The 14,913-nt window shown below is 48.6% G+C and carries 24 protein-coding genes; 22 read left to right on the plus strand and 2 right to left on the minus strand.

Going from position 1 to position 14,913, the window contains the following annotated elements:
- The first annotated feature begins 3 nt into the window (after positions 1-3).
- The 3 genes from ACVWSC_RS13635 (at position 4) to ACVWSC_RS13645 (ending at position 2,709) form a co-directional block, all read left to right on the plus strand.
- Entirely contained in the window at positions 4-1,050 is a 1,047-nt protein-coding gene (locus tag ACVWSC_RS13635; RefSeq protein WP_169918917.1) for a zonular occludens toxin domain-containing protein, read from the plus strand.
- A 53-nt stretch (positions 1,051-1,103) separates the two neighbouring features.
- Positions 1,104-2,363 (plus strand): hypothetical protein, encoded by a 1,260-nt coding sequence (locus tag ACVWSC_RS13640; protein WP_476461737.1) that lies wholly within the window; start codon positions 1,104-1,106, stop codon positions 2,361-2,363.
- A 178-nt stretch (positions 2,364-2,541) separates the two neighbouring features.
- Positions 2,542-2,709: a hypothetical protein gene (locus tag ACVWSC_RS13645; protein WP_169918907.1), complete on the plus strand. Its 168-nt coding sequence runs from the start codon at positions 2,542-2,544 to the stop codon at positions 2,707-2,709.
- Positions 2,710-3,274: 565 nt separating this feature from the next.
- On the opposite strand, the gene ACVWSC_RS13650 is transcribed toward ACVWSC_RS13645, so the two are convergent.
- A complete protein-coding gene (locus ACVWSC_RS13650) occupies positions 3,275-3,484 on the minus strand; it encodes a hypothetical protein (protein WP_169918909.1) in 210 nt (69 codons plus the stop codon).
- A 114-nt stretch (positions 3,485-3,598) separates the two neighbouring features.
- Between ACVWSC_RS13650 and ACVWSC_RS13655 the strand changes: the two genes are divergently transcribed.
- From ACVWSC_RS13655 to ACVWSC_RS13705, 11 genes are all read left to right on the plus strand, one after another.
- Complete coding sequence (locus ACVWSC_RS13655; RefSeq protein ID WP_346100738.1) at positions 3,599-4,726, plus strand: phage/plasmid replication domain-containing protein; 1,128 nt, start codon at positions 3,599-3,601, stop codon at positions 4,724-4,726.
- The gene (locus ACVWSC_RS13660; RefSeq protein ID WP_169918911.1) at positions 4,723-4,953 is read left to right on the plus strand and encodes a hypothetical protein; all 231 of its coding nucleotides are present in this window, start codon (positions 4,723-4,725) and stop codon (positions 4,951-4,953) included. Before ACVWSC_RS13655 ends, ACVWSC_RS13660 begins: the two co-directional genes overlap by 4 nt.
- Complete coding sequence (locus tag ACVWSC_RS13665; protein WP_346100737.1) at positions 4,953-5,210, plus strand: hypothetical protein; 258 nt, start codon at positions 4,953-4,955, stop codon at positions 5,208-5,210. The genes ACVWSC_RS13660 and ACVWSC_RS13665 overlap by 1 nt, the downstream gene beginning before the upstream one ends.
- Before the next feature lie 9 nt (positions 5,211-5,219).
- Positions 5,220-5,516: a propanediol utilization protein gene (locus ACVWSC_RS13670; RefSeq protein ID WP_169918913.1), complete on the plus strand. Its 297-nt coding sequence runs from the start codon at positions 5,220-5,222 to the stop codon at positions 5,514-5,516.
- The gene (locus ACVWSC_RS13675) at positions 5,516-5,740 is read left to right on the plus strand and encodes a hypothetical protein (protein ID WP_476461734.1); all 225 of its coding nucleotides are present in this window, start codon (positions 5,516-5,518) and stop codon (positions 5,738-5,740) included. The genes ACVWSC_RS13670 and ACVWSC_RS13675 overlap by 1 nt, the downstream gene beginning before the upstream one ends.
- A 10-nt stretch (positions 5,741-5,750) precedes the next feature.
- Positions 5,751-5,966: a hypothetical protein gene (locus tag ACVWSC_RS13680; RefSeq protein ID WP_476461735.1), complete on the plus strand. Its 216-nt coding sequence runs from the start codon at positions 5,751-5,753 to the stop codon at positions 5,964-5,966.
- Positions 5,967-6,105: 139 nt separating this feature from the next.
- The gene (locus ACVWSC_RS13685; RefSeq protein ID WP_476461736.1) at positions 6,106-7,167 is read left to right on the plus strand and encodes a hypothetical protein; all 1,062 of its coding nucleotides are present in this window, start codon (positions 6,106-6,108) and stop codon (positions 7,165-7,167) included.
- A 7-nt stretch (positions 7,168-7,174) separates the two neighbouring features.
- The gene (locus ACVWSC_RS13690; RefSeq protein ID WP_169918916.1) at positions 7,175-7,456 is read left to right on the plus strand and encodes a DUF2523 domain-containing protein; all 282 of its coding nucleotides are present in this window, start codon (positions 7,175-7,177) and stop codon (positions 7,454-7,456) included.
- 3 nt (positions 7,457-7,459) lie between these two features.
- Positions 7,460-8,506 carry a zonular occludens toxin domain-containing protein gene (locus tag ACVWSC_RS13695; protein ID WP_169918917.1) on the plus strand — a complete coding sequence of 349 codons (1,047 nt, stop codon included), beginning with the start codon at positions 7,460-7,462 and terminating at the stop codon, positions 8,504-8,506.
- A 53-nt stretch (positions 8,507-8,559) separates the two neighbouring features.
- A complete protein-coding gene (locus ACVWSC_RS13700; protein ID WP_476461737.1) occupies positions 8,560-9,819 on the plus strand; it encodes a hypothetical protein in 1,260 nt (419 codons plus the stop codon).
- Positions 9,820-9,997: 178 nt separating this feature from the next.
- Positions 9,998-10,165, plus strand: coding sequence for a hypothetical protein (locus tag ACVWSC_RS13705; protein ID WP_169918907.1), 168 nt, complete (start codon positions 9,998-10,000; stop codon positions 10,163-10,165).
- Positions 10,166-10,730: 565 nt separating this feature from the next.
- On the opposite strand, the gene ACVWSC_RS13710 is transcribed toward ACVWSC_RS13705, so the two are convergent.
- Positions 10,731-10,940 carry a hypothetical protein gene (locus ACVWSC_RS13710; RefSeq protein ID WP_169918909.1) on the minus strand — a complete coding sequence of 70 codons (210 nt, stop codon included), beginning with the start codon at positions 10,938-10,940 and terminating at the stop codon, positions 10,731-10,733.
- A gap of 114 nt (positions 10,941-11,054) precedes the next feature.
- On the opposite strand from ACVWSC_RS13710, the gene ACVWSC_RS13715 reads away from it, so the two are divergent.
- From ACVWSC_RS13715 to ACVWSC_RS13750, 8 genes are all read left to right on the plus strand, one after another.
- Positions 11,055-12,182, plus strand: a complete 1,128-nt coding sequence (locus ACVWSC_RS13715; RefSeq protein WP_346100738.1) for a phage/plasmid replication domain-containing protein — start codon at positions 11,055-11,057, stop codon at positions 12,180-12,182.
- Positions 12,179-12,409: a hypothetical protein gene (locus tag ACVWSC_RS13720; RefSeq protein ID WP_169918911.1), complete on the plus strand. Its 231-nt coding sequence runs from the start codon at positions 12,179-12,181 to the stop codon at positions 12,407-12,409. The genes ACVWSC_RS13715 and ACVWSC_RS13720 overlap by 4 nt, the downstream gene beginning before the upstream one ends.
- Complete coding sequence (locus ACVWSC_RS13725) at positions 12,409-12,666, plus strand: hypothetical protein (RefSeq protein ID WP_346100737.1); 258 nt, start codon at positions 12,409-12,411, stop codon at positions 12,664-12,666. Before ACVWSC_RS13720 ends, ACVWSC_RS13725 begins: the two co-directional genes overlap by 1 nt.
- A gap of 9 nt (positions 12,667-12,675) precedes the next feature.
- Positions 12,676-12,972 (plus strand): propanediol utilization protein, encoded by a 297-nt coding sequence (locus tag ACVWSC_RS13730; RefSeq protein WP_169918913.1) that lies wholly within the window; start codon positions 12,676-12,678, stop codon positions 12,970-12,972.
- On the plus strand, positions 12,972-13,196 hold the full coding sequence (locus ACVWSC_RS13735) for a hypothetical protein (RefSeq protein WP_476461734.1): 225 nt from the start codon (positions 12,972-12,974) through the stop codon (positions 13,194-13,196). The genes ACVWSC_RS13730 and ACVWSC_RS13735 overlap by 1 nt, the downstream gene beginning before the upstream one ends.
- 10 nt (positions 13,197-13,206) lie before the next feature.
- Entirely contained in the window at positions 13,207-13,422 is a 216-nt protein-coding gene (locus ACVWSC_RS13740) for a hypothetical protein (protein ID WP_476461735.1), read from the plus strand.
- A gap of 139 nt (positions 13,423-13,561) precedes the next feature.
- Complete coding sequence (locus tag ACVWSC_RS13745; protein ID WP_476461736.1) at positions 13,562-14,623, plus strand: hypothetical protein; 1,062 nt, start codon at positions 13,562-13,564, stop codon at positions 14,621-14,623.
- Positions 14,624-14,630: 7 nt separating this feature from the next.
- The gene (locus ACVWSC_RS13750; protein ID WP_169918916.1) at positions 14,631-14,912 is read left to right on the plus strand and encodes a DUF2523 domain-containing protein; all 282 of its coding nucleotides are present in this window, start codon (positions 14,631-14,633) and stop codon (positions 14,910-14,912) included.
- The last annotated feature ends 1 nt before the right edge of the window (position 14,913 follow it).

Raw genomic sequence — 14,913 nt, forward strand, 5'->3', positions numbered from 1 at the left:
TTTATGGCTATTCATGCTTACGTTGGAAAACCCGGCCATGGCAAAAGCTACGGTGTCGTTGAGCATGTGGTTATACCTTCGCTTAAACAGAATCGACATGTTGTAACTAACATTCCACTTGCTGTTGATGATTTGTTAGCCGCATTTGGCGGCAATGTAACGCAATTGCCTTCTGACTGGTTCGAGCTTTCCGACTTGGCTGATGTAATTCCTGCCGGGTCGGTTGCAATTATCGATGAGTGCTGGAGGCGCTGGCCTGCTGGCCAGAACGTAAACCATGCTAACTTCACTGATAAATCCCTGCTTGCTGAGCATAGACATCGAGTCGATGAAAAAGGCAACTCCATGCGCGTCGTTTTGGTAACACAAGACCTCGCGCAGATTTCCTCGTGGGTTCGCCTTCTTATTGAAACAACCTACCGCATCAGAAAGCTGAGCAAGAAAGCGTTCAAGGTCGATATCTACAATGGTGCCGTAACTGGCGATGCTCCCTCAAAAACAAAGTTAGTCCGAACTACAGCCGGCACTTTCAAGTCTACGATTTTTCCTTTCTACAAATCTGCAACTCAGTCAAATTCGGGTGAGGTTGGTGATGAGTCTTCGGCAGATGGGCGTTCTAGCATCCTGCGTTCTTTTGGTCTTTGGGCTTCGCTTATCTGCGCGCTCGTCTTCGTCCTGGGCGGCATCTTCCTCGTTAAAAAATTCTTTTCGACTGATGCTCCAGGTGTGAAGCATGTTGCGTCTGCATCAGTACCGGCTAAAGGCCCCGCTGTGCCTTCCGCGCCGCCTGAACCACCGATCTCGACCACTTGGCGTCTGGTGGGCTTTGTCCACCCTTCAAAGCCTGATCCATCATCGCGGGCTATCTCGGAATCTCTGGCTCTTATTGCAGATGCTAATGGGAACACTCGCTACATATCTTTTTCACATTGCCGGTATTTTCCTGATTACACTGAGGCATATTGTCTCGTTGATGGTTTCAAAATAACAAATTGGTCTCTAAAAAAACCTAACTCAATTGTCGGGGGATTAATTGGGGGAGGGGTTTAGCGTAGCGCTAACGCCTCTCCCAATTAATCGACCAGCCATCCGGAACATATCTTATGAAAATCTGTATTTTTATTCGTCGCGCCTACCTGTCTGTTGTTCTGTTTTTCTTCCTTTCTTTTGCGCATGCTGAGTCTGTTCCGCAGCAGCTCACCTTTGATTTTCAGACAATTCAGGTTTCATCAGCTTTACAGCTTCTCGCTGATTATCGCGGCTTGAACTTAGTCCTTGACGATAATGTTAGAGGCTCCCTTTCTATGAGAATGAGAGACGTATCTTGGGACCAAGCTATCGAATATGTAACGTCAACCAAAGGCCTTTTATATTCTGTTGAGGGCAATTTTCTTCGGGTTAGTGCTTATCCACGTTCCCGCGATACATACGGCGAGGGTTCTTATCCGGTTGCACCAAATCAACAAGCGCAAAGTGGCCTTTCTTTTGGTGCTAACGCTTTTGAGATTTCAATTCTTAAGGTTCATAACATCTTGGCTTCTGATGCAGTAAAAGCTTTTCCTCTCGATACTGGAGAAAGTTTGAGTGTTGAAGACGGTTCTTCTGTGATTGTTGCTCGTATGAGTAAGCCGCGGTTGGATCAGCTTAAAACTCTTATTTCGGCGGTCGATTACTCTAGAAAACAAGTCATGATTCAGGCTCGTATCGTTCAGGTTGATCGCTCATATTCCAAGAATTTGGGCGTTCAATGGGGTGGCACTCTGGGCAGTGGCTCAGGAACTGTTTCAGGCTCTGTTCCACTTGGTTTTTCATCTGGTGCCATCGGTGCGGTTGGTATTGTCTCAAGCGCTTTGACGCTCGATGCTAGGCTTTCTGCTATGGAACAGGAGGGCAAGGGCAAGGTTATTTCCAGCCCGCGTGTTTACACCTCCGACCGTCATCAAGCCAAAATTGTTAAAGGCTCTCAGGTTCCTTATCAGCAATCGGCCGGCGACGGTGCAACGTCCACATCTTTCAAGCAGGCTGCTTTATCGCTCGACGTGACACCAATCGTTAACGATAAAGGCGTGCTGCTCGATGTCATCCTTTCAAAGGATGAGCCTGATTATTCAAACGCTATGAATGGCGTCCCACCGATCAACACGACCTCGCTGACTTCCCGGGTTTTTTCACCGTTCGGCCAGACGATTGCTGTAGGTGGTGTTTATTCGGATCTGGACACAACCGTCGTTAGAAGCGTGCCGTTCCTAGGTAAAATCCCTGGCTTCAAATGGTTGTTCACCAGCAGCTCGACAGTGTCCACCAGCACTGAGCTGGTTCTTTTTCTCACGCCGGTTCTGGTTGACCAGGCTGTGCTCAAATGATCAGCAGAAGCACCCCCACGGTGAAGCCCATGGGTACGCATAATTCGACGGACGTTATGTTAGCGAAGCCGCCCGAACGGGCAGAATCAGCCGCCGGGAAAATTGCGAAGCCCCGGCGGTTGATTTACACATAGCGTGCATTATGCGTGGCATGTTTAACCTTCTATCGAGGCCTTCTATGGTGACTGATATTTCCCATGACGAAGCCATGGCCGAGCTTTTCCGTCGTGATCCTGCCTATGCTGCCGAGCTGCTACGTGTCGTCCTGCTCGATGGCGACCGCGATGAAATTCTTATCCTTTGCCGACAGATTGCCGCTGCATTCAACGCGACACTGTGCGATTGAGCGCGATTCAATGCGACGCTATGCGATTCAATGCGATTCTACGCGCCCCATTTCGTTGCCTTTGATTTCTTTGGGTTTCCTTCAATTGCCTTGAATTTCCTCCGGTTGCCTTCTGTTGCCTTTAACGGGTGAGACAGGTCCGTGCGTATTACTAACCCTTTCTTGAGTTGCGTTTAGATGCGTCGGGATGCGTCGGGATGCGTTTGGGTGCGCCGGGATGCGTTGCGATGCGTTTGGTGTTCAAAGTCCGTGCGTATTACTACACCTGGTCGCGGTGGCAGCTCCGTCAAGGGCCGCGTCCCCGGCTTGTCGTGACAGCCTCATCGTCGCGATTAACGGAGACCCGGAGCGCTTCGCGCGTCCCTTGATGGCACCTCGTCTCGTTTACTCTCTGCCTGGGGTGTGGGAGGCGCTTTTCCTCCCATGCCCCAGGCCCTCGCCGAGAGACTCCCTGTAGGGCCCCCGGAGGGGCTTTTTGCTTCTCGGCTCTTGGCGATCGCCAGCCGGATAGGGTGGGGGTGCTGTTACACCCCCACTTTATTGTGGTTCTCCACAATTTCAGCCTTCACTCCGGCTCGATTACCACTTCGCCGGTATCTGACAGGCGTGCATAAGCTACTGATTTCTCTAGTATTTTATGAACAAGCTCACTATCTCTCATCGGCTGCTTTCCTTGCCGAATCAGTATCTTGTTGAATTCTATAGCTTTTTGGCGGATTGCTTCTTGCTCCGCCGTCGTCAGTCGTACGTTCGTGGCCATGCCTTCACCGTTCATCAAATACTCTCCAGATAATACATGTGTGCAAGTGGACACGTATTGACGTGTGCAGTTCTACATGTGTACATTCGCGTCCTATGTTATTTGTGTGCATGTGTAAGGACGTTCTGCATGATCATCGACTGGCTCACCGTTTCACAGGAACACGACCACGATCTGCCTGTCGTCTGTGACGTTTTCACGTTGACCATCGATGCGAACACCAACGAAGTACTCAGCACCCGGCAACCTCGTTTCAAGCATGAGGCCAGTCATTCCACTTCTGTCACCATCCACGTTCAAGGCCGAAAGGTTCGCGTTGAAGGTAACCCCAGCAGAGTAGGGCGTCTTGATAACCTTTTTGGATTTAAATCGATTGAACAATGTATCTCCGTCTACAACTCGCTTCTCCGTGAGTATGGTCTACCGGCTTTCACCCGTTGCACTCGCGTTGATATCCGTCAGGGAACGTCAGGCGCTAAATCGGGTGATCGCATCGCCGATGGGGCCAAGATTGAACGAATCGATTTAACTACTAATCTTTCCATGGGGGAGGGCAATGTACTTGCTTATCTTCGTGGTGTTTCCAGTCAGCGTATTGGGCATTCAATAGGTTTCTTATATCCCAATGGTCGTACCGTTTCTTGGACCCCTAAAGGAAACGGGCAGGGCGGCCGTCTCCAATACCGCAAAGCTTACGATAAAGCATTTGAAATGGATCAAAACCTGATCCCGAAGATTAAGCGTCTCTATGGTGAAAACTCTCCAGAGTTCGCTTATGTCATGCGAGTTAGAAACTACTGCGTTCAATTTGGCGTAGTTCGCATGGAACAAGAATTAAAAAGTGAATATCTCCAGCGTGAGGGCCTCTGTTACTGGGGCTTGTTTGACGAAGAGCGTCTAGCTCAACTCCACAGTGAGTTTTTAAAAATTGACGAACGGTTAAAGGTGACCGCTATGGATATTGTTAGCATCAGTGGCCAATTGGTTGCAGAGGGTATTTGCGATAATCTTCGTTCTGCCCGTACTACTGCCAGTTATGCACTTGAGTGGATGACAGGTGCCGAACTTGATTTTAAAAAGAAACAAGTGAACACTCATGCTGCCAAGCTAAATCGCATTGGCATCAATATTCGTAACGCCTGTGACACCTCCCGCTTTGCACCCGTTTTTGTTCGTCAGTGCCGTGAGATTGAAAAATCCCCCTTGGTTATCCCTGCTTGGTATAGCAGGCCTAATCATCTGAAGGTGGCGGCATGAGAACCGTCAGCTTTCAGGGCGTTCAGCTAACTGCTGGCCAAAAGCTTCGTGCCCAGCAACAGCAGCATGTCCGCGCTTTCATGAGTCCTGTGCTAGCTCAACAAGTTGCTGATACTTTGGCTGTTATTGAGCTTCGAAAAGAGCAGGGCGCTAAACCCGAAAAACTCTGGTTTCCTGATCGCCAAGAACATGGAACACCGTCCATTGCTGAATGGATGGGCTTCTGATGGACAAGAAACAGTTTCAATCTCTCCGCTGGAATGTTGAATCTGATATTCGCAATCATGTTAGTGATGAGGCTTTAGTTAAATCTATTGCTAACGATGTTATGCGTACCGTCTTGGCTGATTTTTCAAATCAAGCCGTTGTTCGTCAACGTAATAATCGTCAATTTCTTACCTTCAGGCGTAACCCTGAAGCCATTGCGCCCAGTTGGGCATACCGTAAGCCCGGCACTGTTCCTGGCTTTCCAACACTGAGATAGGGGCATTATATGTCTAACGTTATCGTAGTTGAAGTAACCGGCAATCATCGCAGCGGTACTGCCGCCAAGAGCGGTAAACCTTACTGCATGTTTGAAGCCTATGCGCATCTGCCGAATATTCCTTATCCGCAGAAGTGCACTTTCTATGCTGAAACTCCGCAGCAGGTTCCTCAGCCCGGCAAGTACGAATGTGACGTTATCGCTCAGGTTCGCGATGATCGTCTTATTTTTGAAGTTGACCCACGTCAAGGGCGTCGTGTCAGCTCCGTTGCTCCTGTCTCTACCGCTGCTCAAAAGACTGCGTAATGTCCGGCACTCTTTACTGTCCATCTGAGCTTTCTACCGATGGCGTTATGCCGGTTTGTTCTTCAACTTGGGAGGTCTTGCCTTATACACCTCCTTTTGATCCGTCTCAGCTTGATCCAACTGTTTTGGCTCAAGCATTTGGGGCCGGATTCACATTGGTAGCGACTTTTATGGTCATGTCCATGGGGATTCGGGCGTTTCTTAACTTCATCAAACAATCCTGAGGATTTACTTATGTTTAAAAAGCTTTTTGTTGCCGCCGCTGTTGCTGTTGCCGCTCCTTCTGTTTTCGCTGCCGGTGAAACTACCGCATGGGACTACAGCGCTCTGACTTCTTCCATTGATTTCAGCAGCATTTCCGTTGGTGTCCTGGCTGTCGCCGGTATCCTCGCCGGTGTTTATGCCGGTATTAAGGGCGCTAAGATTGTTCTCGGTTTCCTGCGCGGTTAAAACGCGATTACATCAGGTTTCCAATCGGGGGTATTCGTACCCCCTTTTTATTGGAGTCGATTTATGGAACAGCTTTATATATTCGCCTTTTTTGTGATCGGTTCCAGCTGTGCTTTTGCTGTTTTCCATGAGTGGTAACATGAAAAGCTACCTTGCTTTTTTGATGTTATTCTTTCCGTCCGTTGCTTTTTGTGCGACTTGGTCGGTTAAGCCCAGCGATATGAGCCGTCAACCCGGCTTGTCTGAGGTTGTTAATATTGAAAAGGCTTCAATATCCGCCAAGATTCTTGCCGCTTACAAAGCTTCTCCAGCTGCTGGTGAGACTTACACCGATTCTGGATGCACGTATGTTCAGGAAATTGTAGGTACTTGCACTATCGTTGCTCACATGACCTTGGCTGACGGCTCTATTTCAGATCGCTCTATCCGTATTGGTATTGTTCCCGGCGCTTCTGTAGCGTGTCCTGCTACAGTTGAGCTTAAGGGCAAGACGGCTCCTATCATTCAGAGCGGGGAAAAAGCGTATGTTTCGTGGTCAGTCTCACAAGTTACCCCTGAGAACCTGTGTCATAACAGCTGTATTTACTATGCTTCTTCTGCAACCGCCTCTACCTGTTATCGTACTTCTGCTGGTGCTTCCGATGGTTTTTGTAACTTCGTCGTTGCTGTTAATTCTTCTGCTGGCTCCTGCACCGTTTCGTCGGGATACGCTGCTGCGTCTGCCGGGGCTGAGCTTAACCCTGATACCACTCCTGATCCCGGTGGCGGTGGTGGTGGCGATGACGGCGGGACTGACCCTAACCCCGGTGGCGGAACAGGTGGTGGTAGCACAGGTGGTCCTACAGTCGTCTCTGGCACTGTTGGTGTTGAGTTTAAGAGTCCTGGAACCCTTTCATCACAATTAGGCCATTACCTTGATGAGGACGGTTCAGTAGAAACGGCTACAACTCAACTTCCTAAAGACCTGAGCAACCAATATCAGGAAAGTGATATAGGTAAAAAGGTTGACGAAACCGTACATTCTTTTAGTGAGTTAGCAAACGTCCCTCATCAGTGCCCTACAGGTCAGTTTGAGTTATTTGACCGTACTATTATTCTCGATGCTCATTGTGTTTTGTTTGCTCAGATAGAGCCTGTTCTTAAGTTAGCAACATATGCTGCTTGGATGCTTGTTGCTGTCATTATAATTTTCTCCGCATAGGTGATTTATGGGTGAGTTTGCTCGCTGGCTTCTTCAGCTTATTGACGATCTTTTCAGCTTTATTTTTGAACTTGTTGCTTCTTTCTTTGGATGGTTGCTCGACGGGCTTTTAAGCGTTCTTGAGCGCGGCTTAACTCCATTTCTCGGGCCTTTGGTTTCTGGTTTTGAGCAAATACCTGATTCGGTAATGTACTTTCTTGGCTTTTTGAATGTCCCTTTTGGCATAGCATCCATTCTTACAGCCTATTCAATTCGTTTTCTTATTCGTCGAATTCCTTTCATTGGGTGATTTATGGCTATTCATGCTTACGTTGGAAAACCCGGCCATGGCAAAAGCTACGGTGTCGTTGAGCATGTGGTTATACCTTCGCTTAAACAGAATCGACATGTTGTAACTAACATTCCACTTGCTGTTGATGATTTGTTAGCCGCATTTGGCGGCAATGTAACGCAATTGCCTTCTGACTGGTTCGAGCTTTCCGACTTGGCTGATGTAATTCCTGCCGGGTCGGTTGCAATTATCGATGAGTGCTGGAGGCGCTGGCCTGCTGGCCAGAACGTAAACCATGCTAACTTCACTGATAAATCCCTGCTTGCTGAGCATAGACATCGAGTCGATGAAAAAGGCAACTCCATGCGCGTCGTTTTGGTAACACAAGACCTCGCGCAGATTTCCTCGTGGGTTCGCCTTCTTATTGAAACAACCTACCGCATCAGAAAGCTGAGCAAGAAAGCGTTCAAGGTCGATATCTACAATGGTGCCGTAACTGGCGATGCTCCCTCAAAAACAAAGTTAGTCCGAACTACAGCCGGCACTTTCAAGTCTACGATTTTTCCTTTCTACAAATCTGCAACTCAGTCAAATTCGGGTGAGGTTGGTGATGAGTCTTCGGCAGATGGGCGTTCTAGCATCCTGCGTTCTTTTGGTCTTTGGGCTTCGCTTATCTGCGCGCTCGTCTTCGTCCTGGGCGGCATCTTCCTCGTTAAAAAATTCTTTTCGACTGATGCTCCAGGTGTGAAGCATGTTGCGTCTGCATCAGTACCGGCTAAAGGCCCCGCTGTGCCTTCCGCGCCGCCTGAACCACCGATCTCGACCACTTGGCGTCTGGTGGGCTTTGTCCACCCTTCAAAGCCTGATCCATCATCGCGGGCTATCTCGGAATCTCTGGCTCTTATTGCAGATGCTAATGGGAACACTCGCTACATATCTTTTTCACATTGCCGGTATTTTCCTGATTACACTGAGGCATATTGTCTCGTTGATGGTTTCAAAATAACAAATTGGTCTCTAAAAAAACCTAACTCAATTGTCGGGGGATTAATTGGGGGAGGGGTTTAGCGTAGCGCTAACGCCTCTCCCAATTAATCGACCAGCCATCCGGAACATATCTTATGAAAATCTGTATTTTTATTCGTCGCGCCTACCTGTCTGTTGTTCTGTTTTTCTTCCTTTCTTTTGCGCATGCTGAGTCTGTTCCGCAGCAGCTCACCTTTGATTTTCAGACAATTCAGGTTTCATCAGCTTTACAGCTTCTCGCTGATTATCGCGGCTTGAACTTAGTCCTTGACGATAATGTTAGAGGCTCCCTTTCTATGAGAATGAGAGACGTATCTTGGGACCAAGCTATCGAATATGTAACGTCAACCAAAGGCCTTTTATATTCTGTTGAGGGCAATTTTCTTCGGGTTAGTGCTTATCCACGTTCCCGCGATACATACGGCGAGGGTTCTTATCCGGTTGCACCAAATCAACAAGCGCAAAGTGGCCTTTCTTTTGGTGCTAACGCTTTTGAGATTTCAATTCTTAAGGTTCATAACATCTTGGCTTCTGATGCAGTAAAAGCTTTTCCTCTCGATACTGGAGAAAGTTTGAGTGTTGAAGACGGTTCTTCTGTGATTGTTGCTCGTATGAGTAAGCCGCGGTTGGATCAGCTTAAAACTCTTATTTCGGCGGTCGATTACTCTAGAAAACAAGTCATGATTCAGGCTCGTATCGTTCAGGTTGATCGCTCATATTCCAAGAATTTGGGCGTTCAATGGGGTGGCACTCTGGGCAGTGGCTCAGGAACTGTTTCAGGCTCTGTTCCACTTGGTTTTTCATCTGGTGCCATCGGTGCGGTTGGTATTGTCTCAAGCGCTTTGACGCTCGATGCTAGGCTTTCTGCTATGGAACAGGAGGGCAAGGGCAAGGTTATTTCCAGCCCGCGTGTTTACACCTCCGACCGTCATCAAGCCAAAATTGTTAAAGGCTCTCAGGTTCCTTATCAGCAATCGGCCGGCGACGGTGCAACGTCCACATCTTTCAAGCAGGCTGCTTTATCGCTCGACGTGACACCAATCGTTAACGATAAAGGCGTGCTGCTCGATGTCATCCTTTCAAAGGATGAGCCTGATTATTCAAACGCTATGAATGGCGTCCCACCGATCAACACGACCTCGCTGACTTCCCGGGTTTTTTCACCGTTCGGCCAGACGATTGCTGTAGGTGGTGTTTATTCGGATCTGGACACAACCGTCGTTAGAAGCGTGCCGTTCCTAGGTAAAATCCCTGGCTTCAAATGGTTGTTCACCAGCAGCTCGACAGTGTCCACCAGCACTGAGCTGGTTCTTTTTCTCACGCCGGTTCTGGTTGACCAGGCTGTGCTCAAATGATCAGCAGAAGCACCCCCACGGTGAAGCCCATGGGTACGCATAATTCGACGGACGTTATGTTAGCGAAGCCGCCCGAACGGGCAGAATCAGCCGCCGGGAAAATTGCGAAGCCCCGGCGGTTGATTTACACATAGCGTGCATTATGCGTGGCATGTTTAACCTTCTATCGAGGCCTTCTATGGTGACTGATATTTCCCATGACGAAGCCATGGCCGAGCTTTTCCGTCGTGATCCTGCCTATGCTGCCGAGCTGCTACGTGTCGTCCTGCTCGATGGCGACCGCGATGAAATTCTTATCCTTTGCCGACAGATTGCCGCTGCATTCAACGCGACACTGTGCGATTGAGCGCGATTCAATGCGACGCTATGCGATTCAATGCGATTCTACGCGCCCCATTTCGTTGCCTTTGATTTCTTTGGGTTTCCTTCAATTGCCTTGAATTTCCTCCGGTTGCCTTCTGTTGCCTTTAACGGGTGAGACAGGTCCGTGCGTATTACTAACCCTTTCTTGAGTTGCGTTTAGATGCGTCGGGATGCGTCGGGATGCGTTTGGGTGCGCCGGGATGCGTTGCGATGCGTTTGGTGTTCAAAGTCCGTGCGTATTACTACACCTGGTCGCGGTGGCAGCTCCGTCAAGGGCCGCGTCCCCGGCTTGTCGTGACAGCCTCATCGTCGCGATTAACGGAGACCCGGAGCGCTTCGCGCGTCCCTTGATGGCACCTCGTCTCGTTTACTCTCTGCCTGGGGTGTGGGAGGCGCTTTTCCTCCCATGCCCCAGGCCCTCGCCGAGAGACTCCCTGTAGGGCCCCCGGAGGGGCTTTTTGCTTCTCGGCTCTTGGCGATCGCCAGCCGGATAGGGTGGGGGTGCTGTTACACCCCCACTTTATTGTGGTTCTCCACAATTTCAGCCTTCACTCCGGCTCGATTACCACTTCGCCGGTATCTGACAGGCGTGCATAAGCTACTGATTTCTCTAGTATTTTATGAACAAGCTCACTATCTCTCATCGGCTGCTTTCCTTGCCGAATCAGTATCTTGTTGAATTCTATAGCTTTTTGGCGGATTGCTTCTTGCTCCGCCGTCGTCAGTCGTACGTTCGTGGCCATGCCTTCACCGTTCATCAAATACTCTCCAGATAATACATGTGTGCAAGTGGACACGTATTGACGTGTGCAGTTCTACATGTGTACATTCGCGTCCTATGTTATTTGTGTGCATGTGTAAGGACGTTCTGCATGATCATCGACTGGCTCACCGTTTCACAGGAACACGACCACGATCTGCCTGTCGTCTGTGACGTTTTCACGTTGACCATCGATGCGAACACCAACGAAGTACTCAGCACCCGGCAACCTCGTTTCAAGCATGAGGCCAGTCATTCCACTTCTGTCACCATCCACGTTCAAGGCCGAAAGGTTCGCGTTGAAGGTAACCCCAGCAGAGTAGGGCGTCTTGATAACCTTTTTGGATTTAAATCGATTGAACAATGTATCTCCGTCTACAACTCGCTTCTCCGTGAGTATGGTCTACCGGCTTTCACCCGTTGCACTCGCGTTGATATCCGTCAGGGAACGTCAGGCGCTAAATCGGGTGATCGCATCGCCGATGGGGCCAAGATTGAACGAATCGATTTAACTACTAATCTTTCCATGGGGGAGGGCAATGTACTTGCTTATCTTCGTGGTGTTTCCAGTCAGCGTATTGGGCATTCAATAGGTTTCTTATATCCCAATGGTCGTACCGTTTCTTGGACCCCTAAAGGAAACGGGCAGGGCGGCCGTCTCCAATACCGCAAAGCTTACGATAAAGCATTTGAAATGGATCAAAACCTGATCCCGAAGATTAAGCGTCTCTATGGTGAAAACTCTCCAGAGTTCGCTTATGTCATGCGAGTTAGAAACTACTGCGTTCAATTTGGCGTAGTTCGCATGGAACAAGAATTAAAAAGTGAATATCTCCAGCGTGAGGGCCTCTGTTACTGGGGCTTGTTTGACGAAGAGCGTCTAGCTCAACTCCACAGTGAGTTTTTAAAAATTGACGAACGGTTAAAGGTGACCGCTATGGATATTGTTAGCATCAGTGGCCAATTGGTTGCAGAGGGTATTTGCGATAATCTTCGTTCTGCCCGTACTACTGCCAGTTATGCACTTGAGTGGATGACAGGTGCCGAACTTGATTTTAAAAAGAAACAAGTGAACACTCATGCTGCCAAGCTAAATCGCATTGGCATCAATATTCGTAACGCCTGTGACACCTCCCGCTTTGCACCCGTTTTTGTTCGTCAGTGCCGTGAGATTGAAAAATCCCCCTTGGTTATCCCTGCTTGGTATAGCAGGCCTAATCATCTGAAGGTGGCGGCATGAGAACCGTCAGCTTTCAGGGCGTTCAGCTAACTGCTGGCCAAAAGCTTCGTGCCCAGCAACAGCAGCATGTCCGCGCTTTCATGAGTCCTGTGCTAGCTCAACAAGTTGCTGATACTTTGGCTGTTATTGAGCTTCGAAAAGAGCAGGGCGCTAAACCCGAAAAACTCTGGTTTCCTGATCGCCAAGAACATGGAACACCGTCCATTGCTGAATGGATGGGCTTCTGATGGACAAGAAACAGTTTCAATCTCTCCGCTGGAATGTTGAATCTGATATTCGCAATCATGTTAGTGATGAGGCTTTAGTTAAATCTATTGCTAACGATGTTATGCGTACCGTCTTGGCTGATTTTTCAAATCAAGCCGTTGTTCGTCAACGTAATAATCGTCAATTTCTTACCTTCAGGCGTAACCCTGAAGCCATTGCGCCCAGTTGGGCATACCGTAAGCCCGGCACTGTTCCTGGCTTTCCAACACTGAGATAGGGGCATTATATGTCTAACGTTATCGTAGTTGAAGTAACCGGCAATCATCGCAGCGGTACTGCCGCCAAGAGCGGTAAACCTTACTGCATGTTTGAAGCCTATGCGCATCTGCCGAATATTCCTTATCCGCAGAAGTGCACTTTCTATGCTGAAACTCCGCAGCAGGTTCCTCAGCCCGGCAAGTACGAATGTGACGTTATCGCTCAGGTTCGCGATGATCGTCTTATTTTTGAAGTTGACCCACGTCAAGGGCGTCGTGTCAGCTCCGTTGCTCCTGTCTCTACCGCTGCTCAAAAGACTGCGTAATGTCCGGCACTCTTTACTGTCCATCTGAGCTTTCTACCGATGGCGTTATGCCGGTTTGTTCTTCAACTTGGGAGGTCTTGCCTTATACACCTCCTTTTGATCCGTCTCAGCTTGATCCAACTGTTTTGGCTCAAGCATTTGGGGCCGGATTCACATTGGTAGCGACTTTTATGGTCATGTCCATGGGGATTCGGGCGTTTCTTAACTTCATCAAACAATCCTGAGGATTTACTTATGTTTAAAAAGCTTTTTGTTGCCGCCGCTGTTGCTGTTGCCGCTCCTTCTGTTTTCGCTGCCGGTGAAACTACCGCATGGGACTACAGCGCTCTGACTTCTTCCATTGATTTCAGCAGCATTTCCGTTGGTGTCCTGGCTGTCGCCGGTATCCTCGCCGGTGTTTATGCCGGTATTAAGGGCGCTAAGATTGTTCTCGGTTTCCTGCGCGGTTAAAACGCGATTACATCAGGTTTCCAATCGGGGGTATTCGTACCCCCTTTTTATTGGAGTCGATTTATGGAACAGCTTTATATATTCGCCTTTTTTGTGATCGGTTCCAGCTGTGCTTTTGCTGTTTTCCATGAGTGGTAACATGAAAAGCTACCTTGCTTTTTTGATGTTATTCTTTCCGTCCGTTGCTTTTTGTGCGACTTGGTCGGTTAAGCCCAGCGATATGAGCCGTCAACCCGGCTTGTCTGAGGTTGTTAATATTGAAAAGGCTTCAATATCCGCCAAGATTCTTGCCGCTTACAAAGCTTCTCCAGCTGCTGGTGAGACTTACACCGATTCTGGATGCACGTATGTTCAGGAAATTGTAGGTACTTGCACTATCGTTGCTCACATGACCTTGGCTGACGGCTCTATTTCAGATCGCTCTATCCGTATTGGTATTGTTCCCGGCGCTTCTGTAGCGTGTCCTGCTACAGTTGAGCTTAAGGGCAAGACGGCTCCTATCATTCAGAGCGGGGAAAAAGCGTATGTTTCGTGGTCAGTCTCACAAGTTACCCCTGAGAACCTGTGTCATAACAGCTGTATTTACTATGCTTCTTCTGCAACCGCCTCTACCTGTTATCGTACTTCTGCTGGTGCTTCCGATGGTTTTTGTAACTTCGTCGTTGCTGTTAATTCTTCTGCTGGCTCCTGCACCGTTTCGTCGGGATACGCTGCTGCGTCTGCCGGGGCTGAGCTTAACCCTGATACCACTCCTGATCCCGGTGGCGGTGGTGGTGGCGATGACGGCGGGACTGACCCTAACCCCGGTGGCGGAACAGGTGGTGGTAGCACAGGTGGTCCTACAGTCGTCTCTGGCACTGTTGGTGTTGAGTTTAAGAGTCCTGGAACCCTTTCATCACAATTAGGCCATTACCTTGATGAGGACGGTTCAGTAGAAACGGCTACAACTCAACTTCCTAAAGACCTGAGCAACCAATATCAGGAAAGTGATATAGGTAAAAAGGTTGACGAAACCGTACATTCTTTTAGTGAGTTAGCAAACGTCCCTCATCAGTGCCCTACAGGTCAGTTTGAGTTATTTGACCGTACTATTATTCTCGATGCTCATTGTGTTTTGTTTGCTCAGATAGAGCCTGTTCTTAAGTTAGCAACATATGCTGCTTGGATGCTTGTTGCTGTCATTATAATTTTCTCCGCATAGGTGATTTATGGGTGAGTTTGCTCGCTGGCTTCTTCAGCTTATTGACGATCTTTTCAGCTTTATTTTTGAACTTGTTGCTTCTTTCTTTGGATGGTTGCTCGACGGGCTTTTAAGCGTTCTTGAGCGCGGCTTAACTCCATTTCTCGGGCCTTTGGTTTCTGGTTTTGAGCAAATACCTGATTCGGTAATGTACTTTCTTGGCTTTTTGAATGTCCCTTTTGGCATAGCATCCATTCTTACAGCCTATTCAATTCGTTTTCTTATTCGTCGAATTCCTTTCATTGGGTGAT

This window comes from Pseudomonas sp. NUPR-002 (genome assembly GCF_056322725.1).

Bases quoted from the DNA above. Each gene is read 5' to 3' on its own strand.
- ACVWSC_RS13715 (WP_346100738.1), top strand. From the start codon at position 11,055: ATGATCATCGACTGGCTCACCGTTTCACAGGAACACGACCACGATCTG.
- ACVWSC_RS13685 (WP_476461736.1), top strand. From the start codon at position 6,106: ATGAAAAGCTACCTTGCTTTTTTGATGTTATTCTTTCCGTCCGTTGCT.
- ACVWSC_RS13675 (WP_476461734.1), top strand. From the start codon at position 5,516: ATGTCCGGCACTCTTTACTGTCCATCTGAGCTTTCTACCGATGGCGTT.
- ACVWSC_RS13720 (WP_169918911.1), top strand. From the start codon at position 12,179: ATGAGAACCGTCAGCTTTCAGGGCGTTCAGCTAACTGCTGGCCAAAAG.
- ACVWSC_RS13735 (WP_476461734.1), top strand. From the start codon at position 12,972: ATGTCCGGCACTCTTTACTGTCCATCTGAGCTTTCTACCGATGGCGTT.
- ACVWSC_RS13635 (WP_169918917.1), top strand. From the start codon at position 4: ATGGCTATTCATGCTTACGTTGGAAAACCCGGCCATGGCAAAAGCTAC.
- ACVWSC_RS13655 (WP_346100738.1), top strand. From the start codon at position 3,599: ATGATCATCGACTGGCTCACCGTTTCACAGGAACACGACCACGATCTG.
- ACVWSC_RS13725 (WP_346100737.1), top strand. From the start codon at position 12,409: ATGGACAAGAAACAGTTTCAATCTCTCCGCTGGAATGTTGAATCTGAT.
- ACVWSC_RS13730 (WP_169918913.1), top strand. From the start codon at position 12,676: ATGTCTAACGTTATCGTAGTTGAAGTAACCGGCAATCATCGCAGCGGT.
- ACVWSC_RS13660 (WP_169918911.1), top strand. From the start codon at position 4,723: ATGAGAACCGTCAGCTTTCAGGGCGTTCAGCTAACTGCTGGCCAAAAG.
- ACVWSC_RS13640 (WP_476461737.1), top strand. From the start codon at position 1,104: ATGAAAATCTGTATTTTTATTCGTCGCGCCTACCTGTCTGTTGTTCTG.
- ACVWSC_RS13750 (WP_169918916.1), top strand. From the start codon at position 14,631: ATGGGTGAGTTTGCTCGCTGGCTTCTTCAGCTTATTGACGATCTTTTC.
- ACVWSC_RS13680 (WP_476461735.1), top strand. From the start codon at position 5,751: ATGTTTAAAAAGCTTTTTGTTGCCGCCGCTGTTGCTGTTGCCGCTCCT.
- ACVWSC_RS13700 (WP_476461737.1), top strand. From the start codon at position 8,560: ATGAAAATCTGTATTTTTATTCGTCGCGCCTACCTGTCTGTTGTTCTG.
- ACVWSC_RS13690 (WP_169918916.1), top strand. From the start codon at position 7,175: ATGGGTGAGTTTGCTCGCTGGCTTCTTCAGCTTATTGACGATCTTTTC.
- ACVWSC_RS13670 (WP_169918913.1), top strand. From the start codon at position 5,220: ATGTCTAACGTTATCGTAGTTGAAGTAACCGGCAATCATCGCAGCGGT.
- ACVWSC_RS13710 (WP_169918909.1), bottom strand. From the start codon at position 10,940: ATGAACGGTGAAGGCATGGCCACGAACGTACGACTGACGACGGCGGAG.
- ACVWSC_RS13645 (WP_169918907.1), top strand. From the start codon at position 2,542: ATGGTGACTGATATTTCCCATGACGAAGCCATGGCCGAGCTTTTCCGT.
- ACVWSC_RS13705 (WP_169918907.1), top strand. From the start codon at position 9,998: ATGGTGACTGATATTTCCCATGACGAAGCCATGGCCGAGCTTTTCCGT.
- ACVWSC_RS13650 (WP_169918909.1), bottom strand. From the start codon at position 3,484: ATGAACGGTGAAGGCATGGCCACGAACGTACGACTGACGACGGCGGAG.
- ACVWSC_RS13665 (WP_346100737.1), top strand. From the start codon at position 4,953: ATGGACAAGAAACAGTTTCAATCTCTCCGCTGGAATGTTGAATCTGAT.
- ACVWSC_RS13695 (WP_169918917.1), top strand. From the start codon at position 7,460: ATGGCTATTCATGCTTACGTTGGAAAACCCGGCCATGGCAAAAGCTAC.
- ACVWSC_RS13740 (WP_476461735.1), top strand. From the start codon at position 13,207: ATGTTTAAAAAGCTTTTTGTTGCCGCCGCTGTTGCTGTTGCCGCTCCT.
- ACVWSC_RS13745 (WP_476461736.1), top strand. From the start codon at position 13,562: ATGAAAAGCTACCTTGCTTTTTTGATGTTATTCTTTCCGTCCGTTGCT.